We start from the raw sequence: 14,256 nt of genomic DNA on the forward strand, positions 1-14,256 counted from the left end.
TACGGGTGCGGACGGTGGACAGTAGGGGTAACCGTCCGTGACCATGGGCCCGTTGAGTGGGCGTGACGGGTGGGAGGTGTCCCGGATGACGGACGGTACGGGCGGCGCGGGTGAACCGGAGGTCTCGGACAGCCTCAAGGCGTTCGGTGAGGTCGTCAAGGCGTTCCGCAAACGGGCGGGGCTGACTCAGGAGGAGTTCGCGCCGCAAGTGCGGTACTCGGTGCCGACGGTGGCGTCGATCGAGCAGGGGCGGCGGTTCCCTCCGGTGGACTTCGTGGAGCGCGCTGAGCAGACCCTGGACGCGTTCGGGGCGCTGCGGGGTGCGGCACGGCATTTGTCGCGGCAACCGGGACTGGCGAGCTGGTTCCGGCAGTGGGCGCGGTTCGAGGCGGAGGCGGTGAGTCTGTACACGTATGAATGCCGGTTGATTCCGGGGCTGTTGCAGACCGAGGCTTACGCACGCACGCTGTTCACGAACCAACTCCCGCCCCTGGGTGACGATCAGATCGAGGCGCAGTGGGTGGCACGGGCTGAACGACAGCGGCTGCTGAGGGAGCGGCCGAACACGGCGTTCAGCTTCATTCTGGAGGAACACCTGTTCCTGCGGTGCATGGGCGGAGTGGAGGTCACGCAGGAGTTGGTCGACCATGTGCTGGGAATCGCTGAGCTGCGCAATGTCGAAGTTCAGATGATGCCCTTGGCACGGAAAGCCCACGCGGGGCTGGACGGCCCGATGCAGCTCTTGGAGACGCCCGACGCACGCTGGTTCGCCTACAACGAGGGGCAGCGCGGAGGCATGTTCGTTTCCGAGCGGAAAGAGGTCAGCGTCCTTCAAATGAGGTATGCCAGGATGCGGTCACAGGCTCTCTCCCTCGACGACTCCCTGGGCCTGTTGCAGCAGATGCGAGGAGCCCCATGAACACGACGGAACTGTCCTGGTTCAAGAGCACGTACAGCAGCGGTGGCGACGGCGACTGCGTCGAGGTGGCCGCCTGCCCTGACACCGTCCACGTCCGTGACTCCAAGGTCCGGGACGGGGTCCGGCTCGCCGTGTCCCCCACGGCGTGGTCCCGGTTCCTCAGCTTCTGCGACGAGGCGGGCGTCAGGCCACTGGGCGGTCCCGGCCACCGGTTGCCTGTCGCAACGCGGCTTCCAGCCGGTCGCGGGCCTCGGTCTGGGCAGCGATCCGTTCGTTGAGGACCGCCAGCCGTTCCCACGCGACCCGCAGGCCCTTGTCCGAGGGCCGTGCGGCAGTCACATCGCCGTCCAGGCACGGCAGGAACACCCGCACGTCGTCCAGGACGAGCCCGGCGGCCAGCAGGTAGCGGATATTGCGGACCCGCACCACTGCCCGCTCGTCGTAGATGCGGTAGCCGTTGGGGGCCCGCTGCGAGGAGATCAGTCCGGCCTGCTCATAATGCCGCAGCGCACGGGCAGTTGTCCCGGTCGCCATGGCCAGCTCACCGATCCGCATCCATCTCATCTCCCGGGCCACTCCTATCACGCCACGACCGCTCCGCCATCAACAGGGAGTACCACTCCGGTGACGAACGACGCGGCCGGTGCGGCAAGGTGGGTGACCGCCCAGGCCACCTCCTCCGGGCGGCCGATCCGGGCCAGTGGTGTGTGCGACAGCTGCCACTCCCGCACCGCTGCCCTCCGCTCCGGCGTCAGGCCCTGGTGCTCGCCGATGGGGGTGTCGATCGCGCCGGGGGCGACCGCCACCACCCGGATCCCGCGGGGTGCCAGTTCGACCGCCCAGCTGCGGGTCAGCAGTTCCAGAGCGGTCTTGGTAGCCGCATAGACCGAGTTGCCGGGCCAGGCCCGCTGCCCCACCGACGTACTGACATTGACGATCACCCCGCCCGACTTCTCCAGGAGTGGCAGCGCGGCCTGGGCCAGCAGGATGGGCGCGACGAGGTTGGTGGCAAGCTGAGCCGTGATCATCTCCGGCGTCAGCGTGCCGAGGACGCCGCTGCGCACGATGCCCGCGTTGTTGACCAGCACGTCCAGCCGGCCGTGTGTCTCCAGCACGGCCCGGACGATCCGATCCGGTTCGCCCTCGGCGGTGATGTCGGCGGCCAGCGGCGTGATCCCCTCGTGCCGGGCCGCGGTCTCCTCGAGAGGCTCGGCCCGCCGCCCGATCGCGACCACGTGGGCGCCCTCGGTGGCGAAGGCACGGGCGGTGGCCCGGCCGATCCCGGTGCCGGCTCCGGTGACGGCGACGACCCTGCTGCTCTGCGATGCGGTGCTGTTCATGCCGGTCATCGTGTAACCCTGCCGCCAGCGGCAATGTCAAGCAGCGCCCCCGGTCCCTCGACGAGGCGGCACGGCTTGACGTAGCCCGGCGGTCACAGCCCCGTGAGGAGGTCCGCCAGCGGGGCCGGTGGCCGGTCGGTGTCGAGGGCTTCCACCAGGAGGCTGCCGTAGCGGATCTTGCGGCCCTTCCTGGTGCTGAGGAAGCGGCGCAACTGCTGTTGCCGGGAGCGGCCGTGCTGGGCGGGCTGGGCCAGGAAGGTCTGCCAGGGCCGGAGTTCGTTTTCGGACCGTATGACCTCCTCGACCCGTTCGGGGCCCAGCGCCCGGATCATCTCGTCCTCCAGGTCGGCCACGCAGACGTAGAAGTCGCGCGCGGCGCCCGCCCGTTGCCAGCCTCGGTCGTAGAAGGGCTCCTCGCGGGCGTCGCAGAGGCCGGTCAGGCGCAGGCCGAGCCCGGGAGGGCCGAGCAGACCGGCGTAGCGTCCGACGCTCATGGCGCCGCCCATGGAGACCACGGCCACGCCTTCGGCGGTCAGGTCGCGTTCTTCGCGGGCCGCCAGTGCCTCGACGGCCGCGAGGTCGCTGGGGCCCTCCAGCAGCACCGCCGTCCGCAGGCCGAGGTCCGCCGCCAGCTCCGCTGCCGTGTCTGAGGCGCCGCCCGCCGCCCAGCGGGCGAGCTCGTCCCGGAACGCGTCCATGTCCGCCATGCGGTGAGTGTGCCCCACCGGGGTGCGGTACGGCACGGGAATTCCGGGCGTCGCGGAGGCCGCCGCTCAGGCCCCGCGCAGCGGGTTGGGCAGGGGGCGGTAGCGGGCGTCGGCGCCGTCCGCGCCGGTCCAGCGCAGCAGGAGGTTGGTCTTGGCGGGGAGGGCGGGGGCGGCGAGCAGGGCGGGGATCTCGGGCAGGTCGTGGCGGGCCAGTTCGCGGCGGACGGCGGGCCAGGGGTCGAGGCCGGGGTGGTGTTCGGCGAGGGCGGCGGCGATCTCGTACAGGTGGTTGACGACCAGGCAGTAGACCAGGCGCTCCCAGCCGGCCGCCCGGGGGGTGTCCGGCAGCAGCTTGACACCCTCCGCGTCCCGGAACAGGGCCTGCACCGGGGTGCCGGCCGGGTCCACGGCGACCAGGGTGTTCTGCAGGTGCGCCTCCAGGACGACGCCGTCGTCGGCGAAGGCGGTCAGGACGGGCGGGACGACGGCGGTGAGGTACGCCTCCCACCAGGCCGCCGGGTCCGCGGTGGCCGGGAGCGGGCTGCCGGGGAAGCCCTCCACGAGCGCGGCGGCCAGGAGCGGGGTCGCGCCGGGCAGCAGGTGCTCCCGCAGGCCGTCGCGGACGACGACGGCCAGTTCCTCGAAGGCGAAGTCGGCGGTGCGGTGGCCTCGGTCGCCGAGCCAGGCCGCGGGGGGGCCCAGGGAGGCGAAGGCCTCGGTGACGGCGGTGTCCGTGCGGCGCAGTCGCATCAGGTCGTGGCGCCACAGGCGGCGGATGTCGTTGGTGACGCGCACGTCGAGGCTGAACTTCAGGAACAGGTCCTGTCCGGGCAGGTACTCGGGCGCGTACACCGTGCGGATCGCGGCCGTCGGCCAGGCGAAGAAGCCGGTCGTGCCCACCCGGACGAGCCGGCCGTCGGCGAAGGCGGGGGCGAGGGCCGGTGCCGTCAGCTCCAGCTGCCAGGGGTGGGCGGGCAGCAGGCGGTAGCCGGGCGGGGCCTTGCCGAGGGCGTCCAGGGCGGCGGTGTCGCCCTCGTCGACGACGGTGTCCTCGCGCACGGCGAGCAGCGTCAGCGGAAAGCGGGCGTGCGCCTCGGGCGCGTACGGCAGCCACCCGGCGTGCGGGCCGCCGCCGCGTGCCTTGGGGGCGGGGTGGTGGGTGTGGCCGGTGAGCAGGGCCTGCTCGGAGCGGAGGTACGGGTCCGCGGGCGGGGTGGCACGGGCGCGTGCCGTCAGCAGCGCGGCCACCGCGTCGCGGCTGTCGGTCATCTCGGTGGGCAGCTCGTGATTGCCCACACCGGTGTGCCGGCGCAGCGCCTCGGCGACGAGCTTCACCAGTTCGGCGTGGTCGACGCGGTGCCATCCGTCCGCCGCGCGGACCTCCGGTTCGGCGGGCCGCCGGCCCCGGCGCACCCGCAGCAGTCTGCCGCCGGGCAGCCGGTACACGGGGCGGGCGCCGGGGCCCGGCAGGGGCTCGGCCACCTCGCGCAGCAGGCAGTTCAGCAGCGGTACGGCCGCGTGGGCGTCGGCGCGGCGCGCCACGTCGTCCCGGGAGTCGGCGCCGGTGGGCGGGGGCAGGAGATCCACGCGTTCCACTCGTTCCCTACGGTCGGTCCATGGCGGAGAGGACGGAGACGATCAGTATGTCTCTCGTCATGACCCTCGTCGGCCCTCCGCCGTGACGCCCTGCCCCGTACTCGTACCCGTATCCGAGGAGCCAGCTCGTGCATCGTCCTCCCAGCGCAGCGGCCGCGGTCGCCGACGAGGTGGCGGCCGTCCGCCCCGCTCTGGTCGCCCGGTTCACGGCCGAGCGGCCGGGGGCGCGCGCGGCCGTGCTGTCGCGGCTGTGGCGTGCCCTCGCCTTCGAACCGCTGCCGTGGATCGAGGGCCGGGAGCGGTCCGGGGACGGACTGGTCCTGCGCCTGCGGGACGGCCGGCGGCTGACCGGACCGGCCGCCGACCCGTACCGCACTGACGCGTACGTGCCGCTCGTCCGGCTGGACGAGGTCGCGTACGACGACCCGGAGCGGCTGATGACCGACCTCGCCGTACCGCACTCGACCGCCTTCGCCGCCGAACTCGGGCACAGCGCCGCGTCGTTGGCGCTGTCGCGCGCGGCGCAGCCCCGGGCGGCGCGGGAGGGGGCGTCGGAGGGGGCGTCCGGGAATCACCCGGACGAGTGGCCGGACAGCGACTGGGGCTGGGAGAGCCGGGTGGTCGACGGGCATCCCTACCACCCGGGCTGCCGTGCGCGGCCGGGTTTCTCGGTGGCCGAGCAGTTGGCGTACGGGCCCGAGCACGGGCCGGTGGTGGAGCTGGGGCTGGTGCCGGTTTCGGCGGCGGAGTGCCTGGTGACGGGGGCGTGGCCGCGGGAGCTGCGGGACGGGGCGCGGGTGCTGGTCCCGGTGCATCCGTGGCAGGCGGCGCACGTGCTCAAGCAGTCGGCCGGGGCCGGGCCTGCCGCGCGTCCGCTGATGTCCCTGCGGACCCTGGCGATGCCCGGTTCGGTGCATGTGAAGACCGCGCTGAGCGCCCGGCTGACGTCCTCGGTGCGGGACATCTCGGTCGCCTCGATCGCCGCGTCGGCGGACCTGTCGGCGTTCGGGGAGCGGCTGGCGGCGAGGATGAACGGCCTGCTCCACGTGACCCGCACGCCGGGCGCGGCCACCGCCCACTCCCCCGACCTGGCCGCCGTACTGCGCGAGTCGCCCCGGGTGTACGCCTCGCCGGGCGAGCACGTCGTCCCGGTGGCGGCGCTGGCGACCACCGGACTGCCGCGCTCCCCCGGGTGGCTCGCCGCCTTCGCCCGCATCGCGCTCACCGCCGGGCTGCGCGCGCTGGAGCTGGGCGTGGCGCTGGAGGCCCACGGCCAGAACCTCCTGGTCGTCCTCTCCGCCGCGGGCGACCCGCTGCGCCTGGTCTACCGCGACCTGGCCGACATCCGCGTCTCCCCGGCCCGCCTGGCCCGGCACGGTATCGCCGCCCCCGGCCTGCCCGCCCGGATCCTCACCGACGAACCGGCCGCCCTGCGCCGGAAGCTGTTCGGTTCACTGGTGGGCGGCGCGCTGGCGGCGACGGCAGGTTCGGGCCCGGCACTGCGCAGGGCCCTGGAGGCAGCCGTGCCCGAACTGCCCCGCACGGAGGACACGGTGGCCCTGCGCGAGGAGCCGCTGCCGGTGAAGGCCCTGACGGCGATGCGGACTTCACCGGGGAGCACGGGCGATCTGTGGACGGAGCTGCCCAATCCGCTGCGGTGGAGGTGAAGTCGGGGCATCGGCGCGGTCTCGTTTTGGAGCGCGACACCACTGATCAATAAGATCCGCCGATGATCACAAGAACACGGCTGGCGGCGGGCGCCTGTGCCCTGCTCGCCGCGCTGGCGGCCGGGATGGCGTTCCCGGCCGGGGCGAGCGCCGGTGAACCCACGGGTGAGGACGCGCCGAAGGTCGACCTCGTGCTCGACGTCAGCGGTTCGATGCGGACGCGGGACATCGACGGCGGCACGCGCATGGCGGCGGCGAAGCAGGCCTTCAACGAGGTGCTCGACGCGACGCCGGAAGAGGTGCGGCTGGGCATCCGGACGCTCGGCGCGGACTACCCGGGCGACGACCGCAAGACCGGCTGCAAGGACACCGCGCAGCTCTACCCGGTGGGCCCGCTGGACCGCACCGAGGCGAAGACGGCGGTGGCGACCCTGTCTCCGACGGGCTGGACGCCGATCGGGCCCGCGCTGCTCAAGGCGGCCGACGACCTCGACGGCGGCGACGGTTCCAAGCGGATCGTGCTGATCAGCGACGGCGAGGACACCTGCGCCCCGCTGGACCCGTGCGAGGTGGCCCGCGAGATCGCGGCCAAGGGCATCGGGCTCACCATCGACACGCTGGGTCTGGTCCCCAACACCAAGATGCGGCAGCAGCTCAGCTGTATCGCCGAGGCGACCGGCGGCACGTACACCTCGGTCGAGCACACCGAGGAACTGACCGACAAGGTCAACCAGTTGGTGGACCGCGCGGCCGACCCGGTGGTGACGCCGGTCGCCACCGAGGGCGCGGACGCGTGCGCGAAGGCGCCGACACTCAAGTCGGGGCTGTACACCGACCGCGAGGAGTTCGGGCAGCAGCGCTGGTACCGGGTGGACGTGGAGCCGGGTCAGGAGCTGCGCGCCTCGGTGAGCGTGGGCGCCGACCGGGCCGTGAACCCGTCCTACGGGGTGCTGCTGCGGGCGGTGACCGTGCACGGCCGGGAGATCGTGCGCGGTGAGGCGGCGGGCAACGGCCGCACCGACGTGCTCTCGACGGGACTGCGGTACCCGAAGGCGGAGAGCGACGACGACGATGCGGACGCCGCGGCCGAGGCCGTGTGTCTGCAGGTGACCAACTCCTTCTCCGTCGCCTCCGGCGTGAAGACCACGCCGGGGCTGCCGCTGGAGCTGACCGTCGACGTCGTGGACGGTCCGGGCGACTCCGACGACGTGGCCGCCTTCGGCCTCGGGCGCGGCTGGTGGCTGCTCGGCCTGCTGGTGCTGGTCGGCTTCGTCGCCGGTCTGCTGTGGGGCTGGCTCTCGCGCTGGCGGTTCGCGATCTGGAGGACCAACTGATGCGATTCACCCGAGCGTTGACGGCGGCCGTGGTGCTGCTCGGTCTCGCCGCGGCTCCCGCGGCGGCCGACTCCTCGCCCTCCGCGAGCCCTGCGCATGACGGCGACGCGCCGACCGCGGCGGGCACGTCCTTCCGTACGGCGGCCGAGTTCGAGCAGGGGCAGGTCGCCACGGCGAACGGTGCCGCGGGCGACTACCTGTACTGGTCGTTCCCGGCCGACGCCGGGCAGCGGCCCACGGTGAAGGCCACGGTGAAGCTGCCCGAGACACACGCCGCCCAGACCTGGCGGGTCGACGTGTACGACGGTCTGCGCCGCCGCCAGGCCTGCCAGTGGGGCGCCCAGGCCCGCACCGCGGACGCGGGCACCTCCGCGGTCGAGCTGGCCTGCGTCCTGCGCACCGTGCGCGCCTGGACCGAGCCGTGGGCCAACGACCCGCTGCCGGGCACCTACTACGTCCGGCTGACGGCGGTGAACGTGCCGGCCTCGGACCTCGGTGTGCCGGTCTCCGCCGAGGTCCGGGTGGACTCCAAGGACATCGGCGGGGCCGCCGCGGTGGACGGTTCGCTGGCCGAGCCGCTGGTGCCGGGCATCGCGGTGACCTCCGGCGCCGACGAGGGCGACGAGGAGGACCGGGGCGCCGTGCTGTCCGCGATCGAGCCGGAGGACGGCTGGTCGTCGGGCTGGTGGTCGGACCGCTGGGTGTGGAGCGGGATCGGGGCCGTACTGGCCGCCCTCGCGGGCATCGGCGGCTATGCGCTGACCCGGGGTTCGGGACGGCCGTCCCGGGTGCCGCCGGGCGCCTGACACACCATCAGGGTGCCCGCTCCGGCGGGCCTCCTGCCGTTTTCACCCGTCCCGCAGCGCCTTGGCCGCCGGGCCGTCGCCGGTCACCTCGACGCGGCCGTCGCGCACCGCCTCCCGCAGGCCGACCTCGCCCCGCCCGAGGGCCACGCACGTCACGGCGTCCAGCACGAGCCGGGCGTCGGGCTCCCCGGGCGCGGACCCCTCGCCGTACACGGGCCCCTCCGCCGAGCCCTGCGCCGCCGCGTCGGCGTACAGATGGAACTCCCCCTCCTCCAGCCGGACTTCGACCAGCCCCTCGCCCGCCCCGGCCTCCCGCAGCGCGCGCAGCAGGGGCAGCGCGAACCAGTGCGCGCGTACGGCGTCCGTGGGCCGCCGCTCCCCCAGCTCGCCGGCGCCCCACGCGCCGAGCGCCTCCAGGACGGGCAGCAGGCCGCGTCCCCGCGCGGTGAGTTCGTAGACGTACGCCGCGCCGGGCGGGGGCAGCCGGCGCCTGGTCGTCAGTCCTTCGCGCTCCATGTCCTTGAGCCGCGAGGCGAGTACGTCCGTGCTGACGCCGGGCAGGTCGGCGTGCAGGTCGGTGTAGCGCCGCGGACCGGCGAGCAGCTCCCGGACGATCAGCAGGGTCCAGCGGTCGCCGACGGCGTCGAGCGCGCGGGCGGCGGAACAGTACTGGTCGTAGCTACGGCGAGGACGAGGTGACATGCGACGCAGTGTAGACAAGTTGTTGGACTTTCCAAGCTGCTACTTGGTAAAACCAAGCAACACCAGATTCCGGAGGGGAAGCCGCGCATGGAGTTCCGGCAGTCGAACAAGCTCAGCGAGGTCTGTTACGAGATCCGCGGCCCGGTCATCGAGCACGCCAACGCGCTGGAGGAGGCGGGACACAGCGTCCTGCGCCTGAACACCGGCAACCCCGCCCTCTTCGGCTTCGAGGCGCCGGAGGAGATCGTCCAGGACATGATCCGCATGCTGCCGCGGGCGCACGGCTACACGGACTCGCGCGGCATCCTCTCCGCCCGCCGGGCCGTCGCCCAGCGCTACCAGGCGCTCGGCCTGGAGGTGGACGTGGACGACGTCTTCCTCGGCAACGGCGTCTCGGAGCTGATCTCCATGGCCGTACAGGCCCTGCTCGAGGACGGCGACGAGGTGCTGATCCCCGCCCCCGACTTCCCCCTCTGGACGGCGGTGACCACCCTCGCGGGCGGCAGGGCGGTGCACTACCTCTGCGACGAGCAGGCGGAGTGGTACCCGGACCTGGCCGACATGGAGGCGAAGATCACCGCCCGCACCAAGGCGGTGGTCATCATCAACCCCAACAACCCCACCGGCGCCGTCTACCCCAAGGAGATCGTCGAGGGCATCCTCGACCTCGCCCGCCGGCACGGCCTGATGGTCTTCGCCGACGAGATCTACGACCAGATCCTGTACGACGACGCCGTGCACCACTCGGCCGCGTCCCTCGCCCCCGACCTGGTGGTGCTGACCTTCTGCGGCCTGTCCAAGACGTACCGGGTGGCGGGCTTCCGCTCCGGCTGGCTGGTGGTGACGGGGCCGAAGCAGCACGCGAAGGACTACCTGGAGGGCCTGACCATGCTGGCCTCCATGCGCCTGTGCGCCAACGCCCCCGCCCAGTACGCCATCCAGGCCGCGCTCGGCGGCCGCCAGTCCATCCGCGAACTGACCGCCCCCGGCGGACGGCTGCACGAACAGCGGGACGTGGCCTGGGAGAAGCTCAACGAGATCCCCGGTGTCTCCTGCGTCAAGCCCAAGGGCGCGCTGTACGCCTTCCCGCGCATCGACCCGGCCGTGCACAAGATCCACGACGACGAGCGGTTCGTCCTGGACCTGCTGCTGAGGGAGAAGATCCAGGTCGTCCAGGGCACCGGCTTCAACTGGCCGAGCCCGGACCACTTCCGCATCCTGACGCTGCCCCACGCGGAGGACCTGGAGGCGGCGATCGGACGGATCGGACGCTTCCTGAGCGGCTACCGGCAGTAGCGACGCCCCCGGCCGTAGCCTGGGGGGCATGGGTGATCTTTTTCTGGTCCGGCACGGTGAGACCGAGTGGTCGCGCTCCGGACGGCACACCGGGCTGACGGACGTCCCGCTGACCGAGAAGGGGCGGGAGCAGGCGCGGAGCCTGGTGCCGTTGATCCGGTCTCACCGGATCGGGGCGGCCTTCGTCAGCCCCTTCCAGCGGGCCCGGGAGACGGCCGAGCTGATCGGGCTGCACGACGTGCGCATCGAGCCGGACCTGCACGAGTGGGACTACGGCGGCTACGAGGGGATCACGACCCTCGAGATCCACCGGAGCCGTCCTGACTGGTTCCTGTTCACGGACGGGGTGGCTCCCGGACCGCCGGACCACCCCGGGGAGACGCCCGAGCAGGTGGGCGAGCGGGCCGACCGGGTGCTGGCCACGGTGGAGGCGGCGTTCGCCGACACCGAGGGGTGCGTGGTGCTGGTGGCGCACGGGCACTTCCTGCGGGTGCTCACCGCCCGGCACCTGGGCCTCCCGGCGTCCCACGGGGCACTGTTCCAGCTGGGCACGGGCACGCTGTGCCGGCTGGGCACGGAGCACGGGCGGCCGGTGATCGCCGCCTGGAATGTCAGACCCCCGTCGTAGTCTTCGAAGACGTCACCGGTGAGCCGGCGAGAGAGGACGAGAGAAGGGGGGCACGCCGTGGCACTGTCGCCCACCGCCGCGCAGCGGCGTGTCATCGACGCCGCCGATCCCGCCACCGGACGGCTGAGGGGTACGCCCGCCCAGCTCGCGGCGCTGGTGAAGCGGGGGCTCGCCTTCCGGCATCCGCGTCCGCCGCACGACCACTTCCTGACCCCGGCCGGGCACCGGATACGGGAGGCGGCAGCCGGCCCGGACGCGGTCGCGGTGCCGCCCGAGGCACCCGCCGCACCGGACACCGGGGGCGTGTTCGCCGCGCGGGTCGGCGGGGAGGAGGCCGCCCCGGGCAGCACGGGGCCCGCGCGGCTGCGGGAGGTGCGCGGCGCCTGGCAGGGGCTGCTGGAGCTGCGCCGGATGACGCATCCCGACGGGAGCACGGACCGGCCGTGCGCGTGGGAGCGGTCGCATCTCGTGCGGGCCGCCGCGCTGGCCCTGGAGGCGGCGGGGCACCGGCCGGCCGGGCCGGACGGAGAGGACGGGTACCGGGTGCGGGCGACACCGCAGCCGGAGGCCGTCGCCGTGTACGAGCCGGACGGCGGCGCGCTGCGGGCCTGTGCGGCGACCTTGGAGCGGGCCGGCTGGCAGGTCGGGGAGCACACCGAACCGCGCACCCGGGCCCGCTATCTGCTGGCCTCCCCGCGGAAGGTGTGACGCCCGCATGTCAGGATCGGTCCGTCAGTACGTGCGACGAGAGGCAGCAGCGGTGAGCGAGCCGTTTTCCGTACCGGTGACCGTCCGCGGGTACGAGACCGACACCCAGGGCCACCTGAACCAGTCGGTGTACCTGAACTACGCCGAGCACGCCCGCTGGTCGATGCTCCAGGCGGCCGGAATCCGGCAGGCCGACCTGGTCGCCCGCCAGGTCGGTCCGGTGGCCCTGGAGACGACCATCCGGTTCCGGCGGGAGCTGCTCGCCGGTGACGAGGTCACGGTGACCTGTGCCTTCGAGTGGGGTGAGGGCAAGACCTTCCGGATCCGGCAGCTCGTCGTCAAGGCGGACGGCACGGTCGCCGCCGAGATCGAGGCCGTCGGCGGGCTGATGGACCTGAGCGAGCGCAGGCTGGTGCCGGACCCGCGGCAGCGTTTCAAGGAACTGGCGGCGCGGCCGGAGCTGTTCGGCCTGTAGCCCCGGTGCGTCCGTGCCGACCGGTACGGCCGGGTCAGGCGTCCGTCAACTCCGGGTCGTGCTCGATGTCGTAGGACGCGCGGGCGTCGGCGATGTAGTGCCGGTTGCGCTCGGCCCAGTCCGTCAGCTGTTGCAGCGACTCATGCAGTTCCCGGGCCACGGGCGTCAGGGCGTACTCCACCTTCGGCGGCACCGTCGGGTGGACGGTGCGGGTCACCAGGCCGTCGCGCTCCAGGTTGCGCAGCGTCAGGGTCAGCATGCGGCGGCTGATGCCCTCGATGCCGCGCTCCAGTTCGGTGAACCGGATCGGGCCGTGCGCCGCGGCGACCAGGATCTGGACGCTCCATTTCCCCGCGACCCTGTCAAGAACTTCCCGGACCGGGCACGCGTGCGCGTTCACCACCTGGGAGGTAACACCGGTGTTCCTCTGGGACATCGAACTGCCTCCTTACGCCGGGCGCCATGGTTACTCACGATGACCCCCGTTACAAGTCGTGCACCAAAGGGGTGCGCGGAGAACGGAGGCCTCGTCACCATGACGATCACGATCGAGTCCCCGGCGGCGGCGCGCGGGAGAACGTACTCCCGCTGGACGTCGCTCGTCGTCCTGTGCACGGGGGCGCTGATGACGATCCTGGACGGCAACATCGTCACGGTCGCCATGCCCGCCGTCCAGCGCGATCTCGGCTTCACGGGGCCGGGTCTCGCGTGGGTCGTGAACGCGTATCTGATCCCGTTCGGCGGGCTGCTGTTGCTGGCGGGCCGGCTCGGCGACCTGGTGGGCCGCAAGCGGATGTTCACCGCCGGTCTCGCGCTGTTCACGGCGGCCTCCGTGCTGTGCGGGGTGGCCACCGGGCGGGAGGTGCTGGTCGCGGCCCGCGCCGTCCAGGGGGTCGGCGGCGCGATGACGATGGCCGTGGTGCTCGGGATGGTGGTCGCGCTCTTCCCCGAGCCGCGCGAGCGGGCCCGCGCCATCGCGGTGTTCAGCGCGGTCGGCGCGGCGGGCGGGGCGCTCGGCACCTTCCTCGGCGGGGCGCTGACCGAGGCACTGAGCTGGCACTGGATCTTCCTGATCAACCTGCCGATCGGGGCGGCCGCGTGGGCGGCGGCGGTCCGGGTCCTCGCCCCCGACGAGGGCGCGGACCCCGGCCGCGGGGTGGACTACTCCGGGGCGGCCCTGGTCACGGGCGCGCTGATGCTGACGGTGTACGCGATCACCGGTGCCGGCCGGCTGGGCGCCGTCACCACCGTGCTCCTCTCCCTGGCCGCGCTCGCCCTGTTCGTCGCGTTCGCCGTGCGGCAGGCGCGTGCCGCCCGCCCGCTGCTGCGGTTGCGGCTGTTCCGCTCGCGGCTGCTGACGGGGGCGAACGCCGTGCAGGTGCTGATGGTGGCGACGATGTACGGCTTCCAGTTCATCGGCGCGCTGTATCTCCAGCGGGTGCTGGGCTACGGGGAGTTGGCGACGGGGACGGCGTTCCTGCCGGCGCCGGTCCTGATCGGTGTGCTGATGCTGGGGCTCTCGGCCCGCACGATCGGCCGGTTCGGGGCGTACCGGGTGCTGCTGGCCGGGCTGGTGCTGATCGTCGCGGGGATGGCGCTGCTGAGCCGCGCACCGGTGGACGGCGCCTATCTCGCGGACGTACTGCCGCCGATGCTGCTCCTCGCCGCGGGCTTCGCCGCCGCGATGCCGGCGCTGACGGGGCTGGCGATGTCGGGGGCGCGCGAGGAGGACGCGGGGCTGGCGTCCGGGTTGTTCAACACCACGCAGGTGGTGGGTGGTTCGCTGGGGCTGGCGGCGTTGTCGGCACTGGCGGCGGCCCGGACGGAGGGGTTGCTGGGCCAGGGTGCGGCGGCGGTGCCGGCCACGGCCGAGGGATATCAGCTCGCCTTCCGAGTGGCGGCGACGGTCGCGACGGCCGCTCTGGTCCTGGCGGCGGTGGTACTGCGGGACGGTGCGGGACGTCAGCGCCGACCGGCCGACCCCGGTGGGACGGGCGGCCGGTGATCGGACGGGGCGGGGGCGGCGGCGCGGGACGCGGTGGGACCGGCCCGGTGTGACCGTCCGGCGCCCGCCCGGA

Annotated in this window: 16 protein-coding genes; 10 read left to right on the forward strand and 6 right to left on the reverse strand. The window is 73.3% G+C overall.

The window, feature by feature from the left end:
• The first annotated feature begins 85 nt into the window (after positions 1-85).
• Together ACZ56V_RS21000 and ACZ56V_RS21005 are read left to right on the forward strand one after the other, a co-directional pair.
• Complete coding sequence (locus tag ACZ56V_RS21000; protein WP_467381048.1) at positions 86-919, forward strand: helix-turn-helix domain-containing protein; 834 nt, start codon at positions 86-88, stop codon at positions 917-919.
• Positions 916-1,197, forward strand: coding sequence for a DUF397 domain-containing protein (locus ACZ56V_RS21005; protein WP_468944224.1), 282 nt, complete (start codon positions 916-918; stop codon positions 1,195-1,197). Before ACZ56V_RS21000 ends, ACZ56V_RS21005 begins: the two co-directional genes overlap by 4 nt.
• On the opposite strand, the gene ACZ56V_RS21010 is transcribed toward ACZ56V_RS21005, so the two are convergent.
• The 4 genes from ACZ56V_RS21010 to ACZ56V_RS21025 all read right to left on the reverse strand — a co-directional run bounded on the left by ACZ56V_RS21010 (position 1,103) and on the right by ACZ56V_RS21025 (position 4,562).
• Positions 1,103-1,474, reverse strand: coding sequence for a MerR family transcriptional regulator (locus tag ACZ56V_RS21010; RefSeq protein ID WP_467381044.1), 372 nt, complete (start codon positions 1,472-1,474; stop codon positions 1,103-1,105). The genes ACZ56V_RS21005 and ACZ56V_RS21010 overlap by 95 nt on opposite strands.
• Before the next feature lie 26 nt (positions 1,475-1,500).
• Positions 1,501-2,268, reverse strand: coding sequence for an SDR family NAD(P)-dependent oxidoreductase (locus ACZ56V_RS21015; protein ID WP_467381043.1), 768 nt, complete (start codon positions 2,266-2,268; stop codon positions 1,501-1,503).
• Between the two features lie 83 nt (positions 2,269-2,351).
• A complete protein-coding gene (locus tag ACZ56V_RS21020) occupies positions 2,352-2,966 on the reverse strand; it encodes a TOPRIM nucleotidyl transferase/hydrolase domain-containing protein (RefSeq protein WP_468944227.1) in 615 nt (204 codons plus the stop codon).
• Between the two features lie 66 nt (positions 2,967-3,032).
• On the reverse strand, positions 3,033-4,562 hold the full coding sequence (locus tag ACZ56V_RS21025) for an IucA/IucC family protein (RefSeq protein ID WP_467381040.1): 1,530 nt from the start codon (positions 4,560-4,562) through the stop codon (positions 3,033-3,035).
• A gap of 128 nt (positions 4,563-4,690) precedes the next feature.
• Between ACZ56V_RS21025 and ACZ56V_RS21030 the strand changes: the two genes are divergently transcribed.
• From ACZ56V_RS21030 to ACZ56V_RS21040, 3 genes are all read left to right on the forward strand, one after another.
• A complete protein-coding gene (locus tag ACZ56V_RS21030; protein WP_468944231.1) occupies positions 4,691-6,229 on the forward strand; it encodes an IucA/IucC family protein in 1,539 nt (512 codons plus the stop codon).
• A gap of 62 nt (positions 6,230-6,291) precedes the next feature.
• Positions 6,292-7,563: a vWA domain-containing protein gene (locus ACZ56V_RS21035; protein WP_356362375.1), complete on the forward strand. Its 1,272-nt coding sequence runs from the start codon at positions 6,292-6,294 to the stop codon at positions 7,561-7,563.
• Positions 7,563-8,369: a hypothetical protein gene (locus ACZ56V_RS21040; RefSeq protein ID WP_468944235.1), complete on the forward strand. Its 807-nt coding sequence runs from the start codon at positions 7,563-7,565 to the stop codon at positions 8,367-8,369. The genes ACZ56V_RS21035 and ACZ56V_RS21040 overlap by 1 nt, the downstream gene beginning before the upstream one ends.
• 42 nt (positions 8,370-8,411) lie before the next feature.
• On the opposite strand, the gene ACZ56V_RS21045 is transcribed toward ACZ56V_RS21040, so the two are convergent.
• Complete coding sequence (locus tag ACZ56V_RS21045; RefSeq protein WP_398916134.1) at positions 8,412-9,071, reverse strand: winged helix-turn-helix transcriptional regulator; 660 nt, start codon at positions 9,069-9,071, stop codon at positions 8,412-8,414.
• Positions 9,072-9,158: 87 nt separating this feature from the next.
• Between ACZ56V_RS21045 and ACZ56V_RS21050 the strand changes: the two genes are divergently transcribed.
• Genes ACZ56V_RS21050 through ACZ56V_RS21065 form a run of 4 tightly spaced genes read left to right on the forward strand, consistent with a single transcriptional unit; the run spans position 9,159 to position 12,178 of the window.
• Positions 9,159-10,367: a pyridoxal phosphate-dependent aminotransferase gene (locus ACZ56V_RS21050; protein WP_468944239.1), complete on the forward strand. Its 1,209-nt coding sequence runs from the start codon at positions 9,159-9,161 to the stop codon at positions 10,365-10,367.
• A 28-nt stretch (positions 10,368-10,395) separates the two neighbouring features.
• Entirely contained in the window at positions 10,396-10,995 is a 600-nt protein-coding gene (locus ACZ56V_RS21055) for a histidine phosphatase family protein (protein ID WP_398916131.1), read from the forward strand.
• A 57-nt stretch (positions 10,996-11,052) separates the two neighbouring features.
• A complete protein-coding gene (locus ACZ56V_RS21060) occupies positions 11,053-11,703 on the forward strand; it encodes a hypothetical protein (protein WP_398916129.1) in 651 nt (216 codons plus the stop codon).
• 52 nt (positions 11,704-11,755) lie between these two features.
• On the forward strand, positions 11,756-12,178 hold the full coding sequence (locus ACZ56V_RS21065) for an acyl-CoA thioesterase (protein ID WP_356362365.1): 423 nt from the start codon (positions 11,756-11,758) through the stop codon (positions 12,176-12,178).
• 34 nt (positions 12,179-12,212) lie between these two features.
• On the opposite strand, the gene ACZ56V_RS21070 is transcribed toward ACZ56V_RS21065, so the two are convergent.
• Positions 12,213-12,614: a winged helix-turn-helix transcriptional regulator gene (locus ACZ56V_RS21070; RefSeq protein WP_467381030.1), complete on the reverse strand. Its 402-nt coding sequence runs from the start codon at positions 12,612-12,614 to the stop codon at positions 12,213-12,215.
• A gap of 99 nt (positions 12,615-12,713) precedes the next feature.
• On the opposite strand from ACZ56V_RS21070, the gene ACZ56V_RS21075 reads away from it, so the two are divergent.
• Entirely contained in the window at positions 12,714-14,183 is a 1,470-nt protein-coding gene (locus tag ACZ56V_RS21075; protein ID WP_468944245.1) for an MFS transporter, read from the forward strand.
• Positions 14,184-14,256 lie beyond the last annotated feature (73 nt).

It is taken from the genome of Streptomyces sp. NPDC034099, assembly GCF_055575415.1.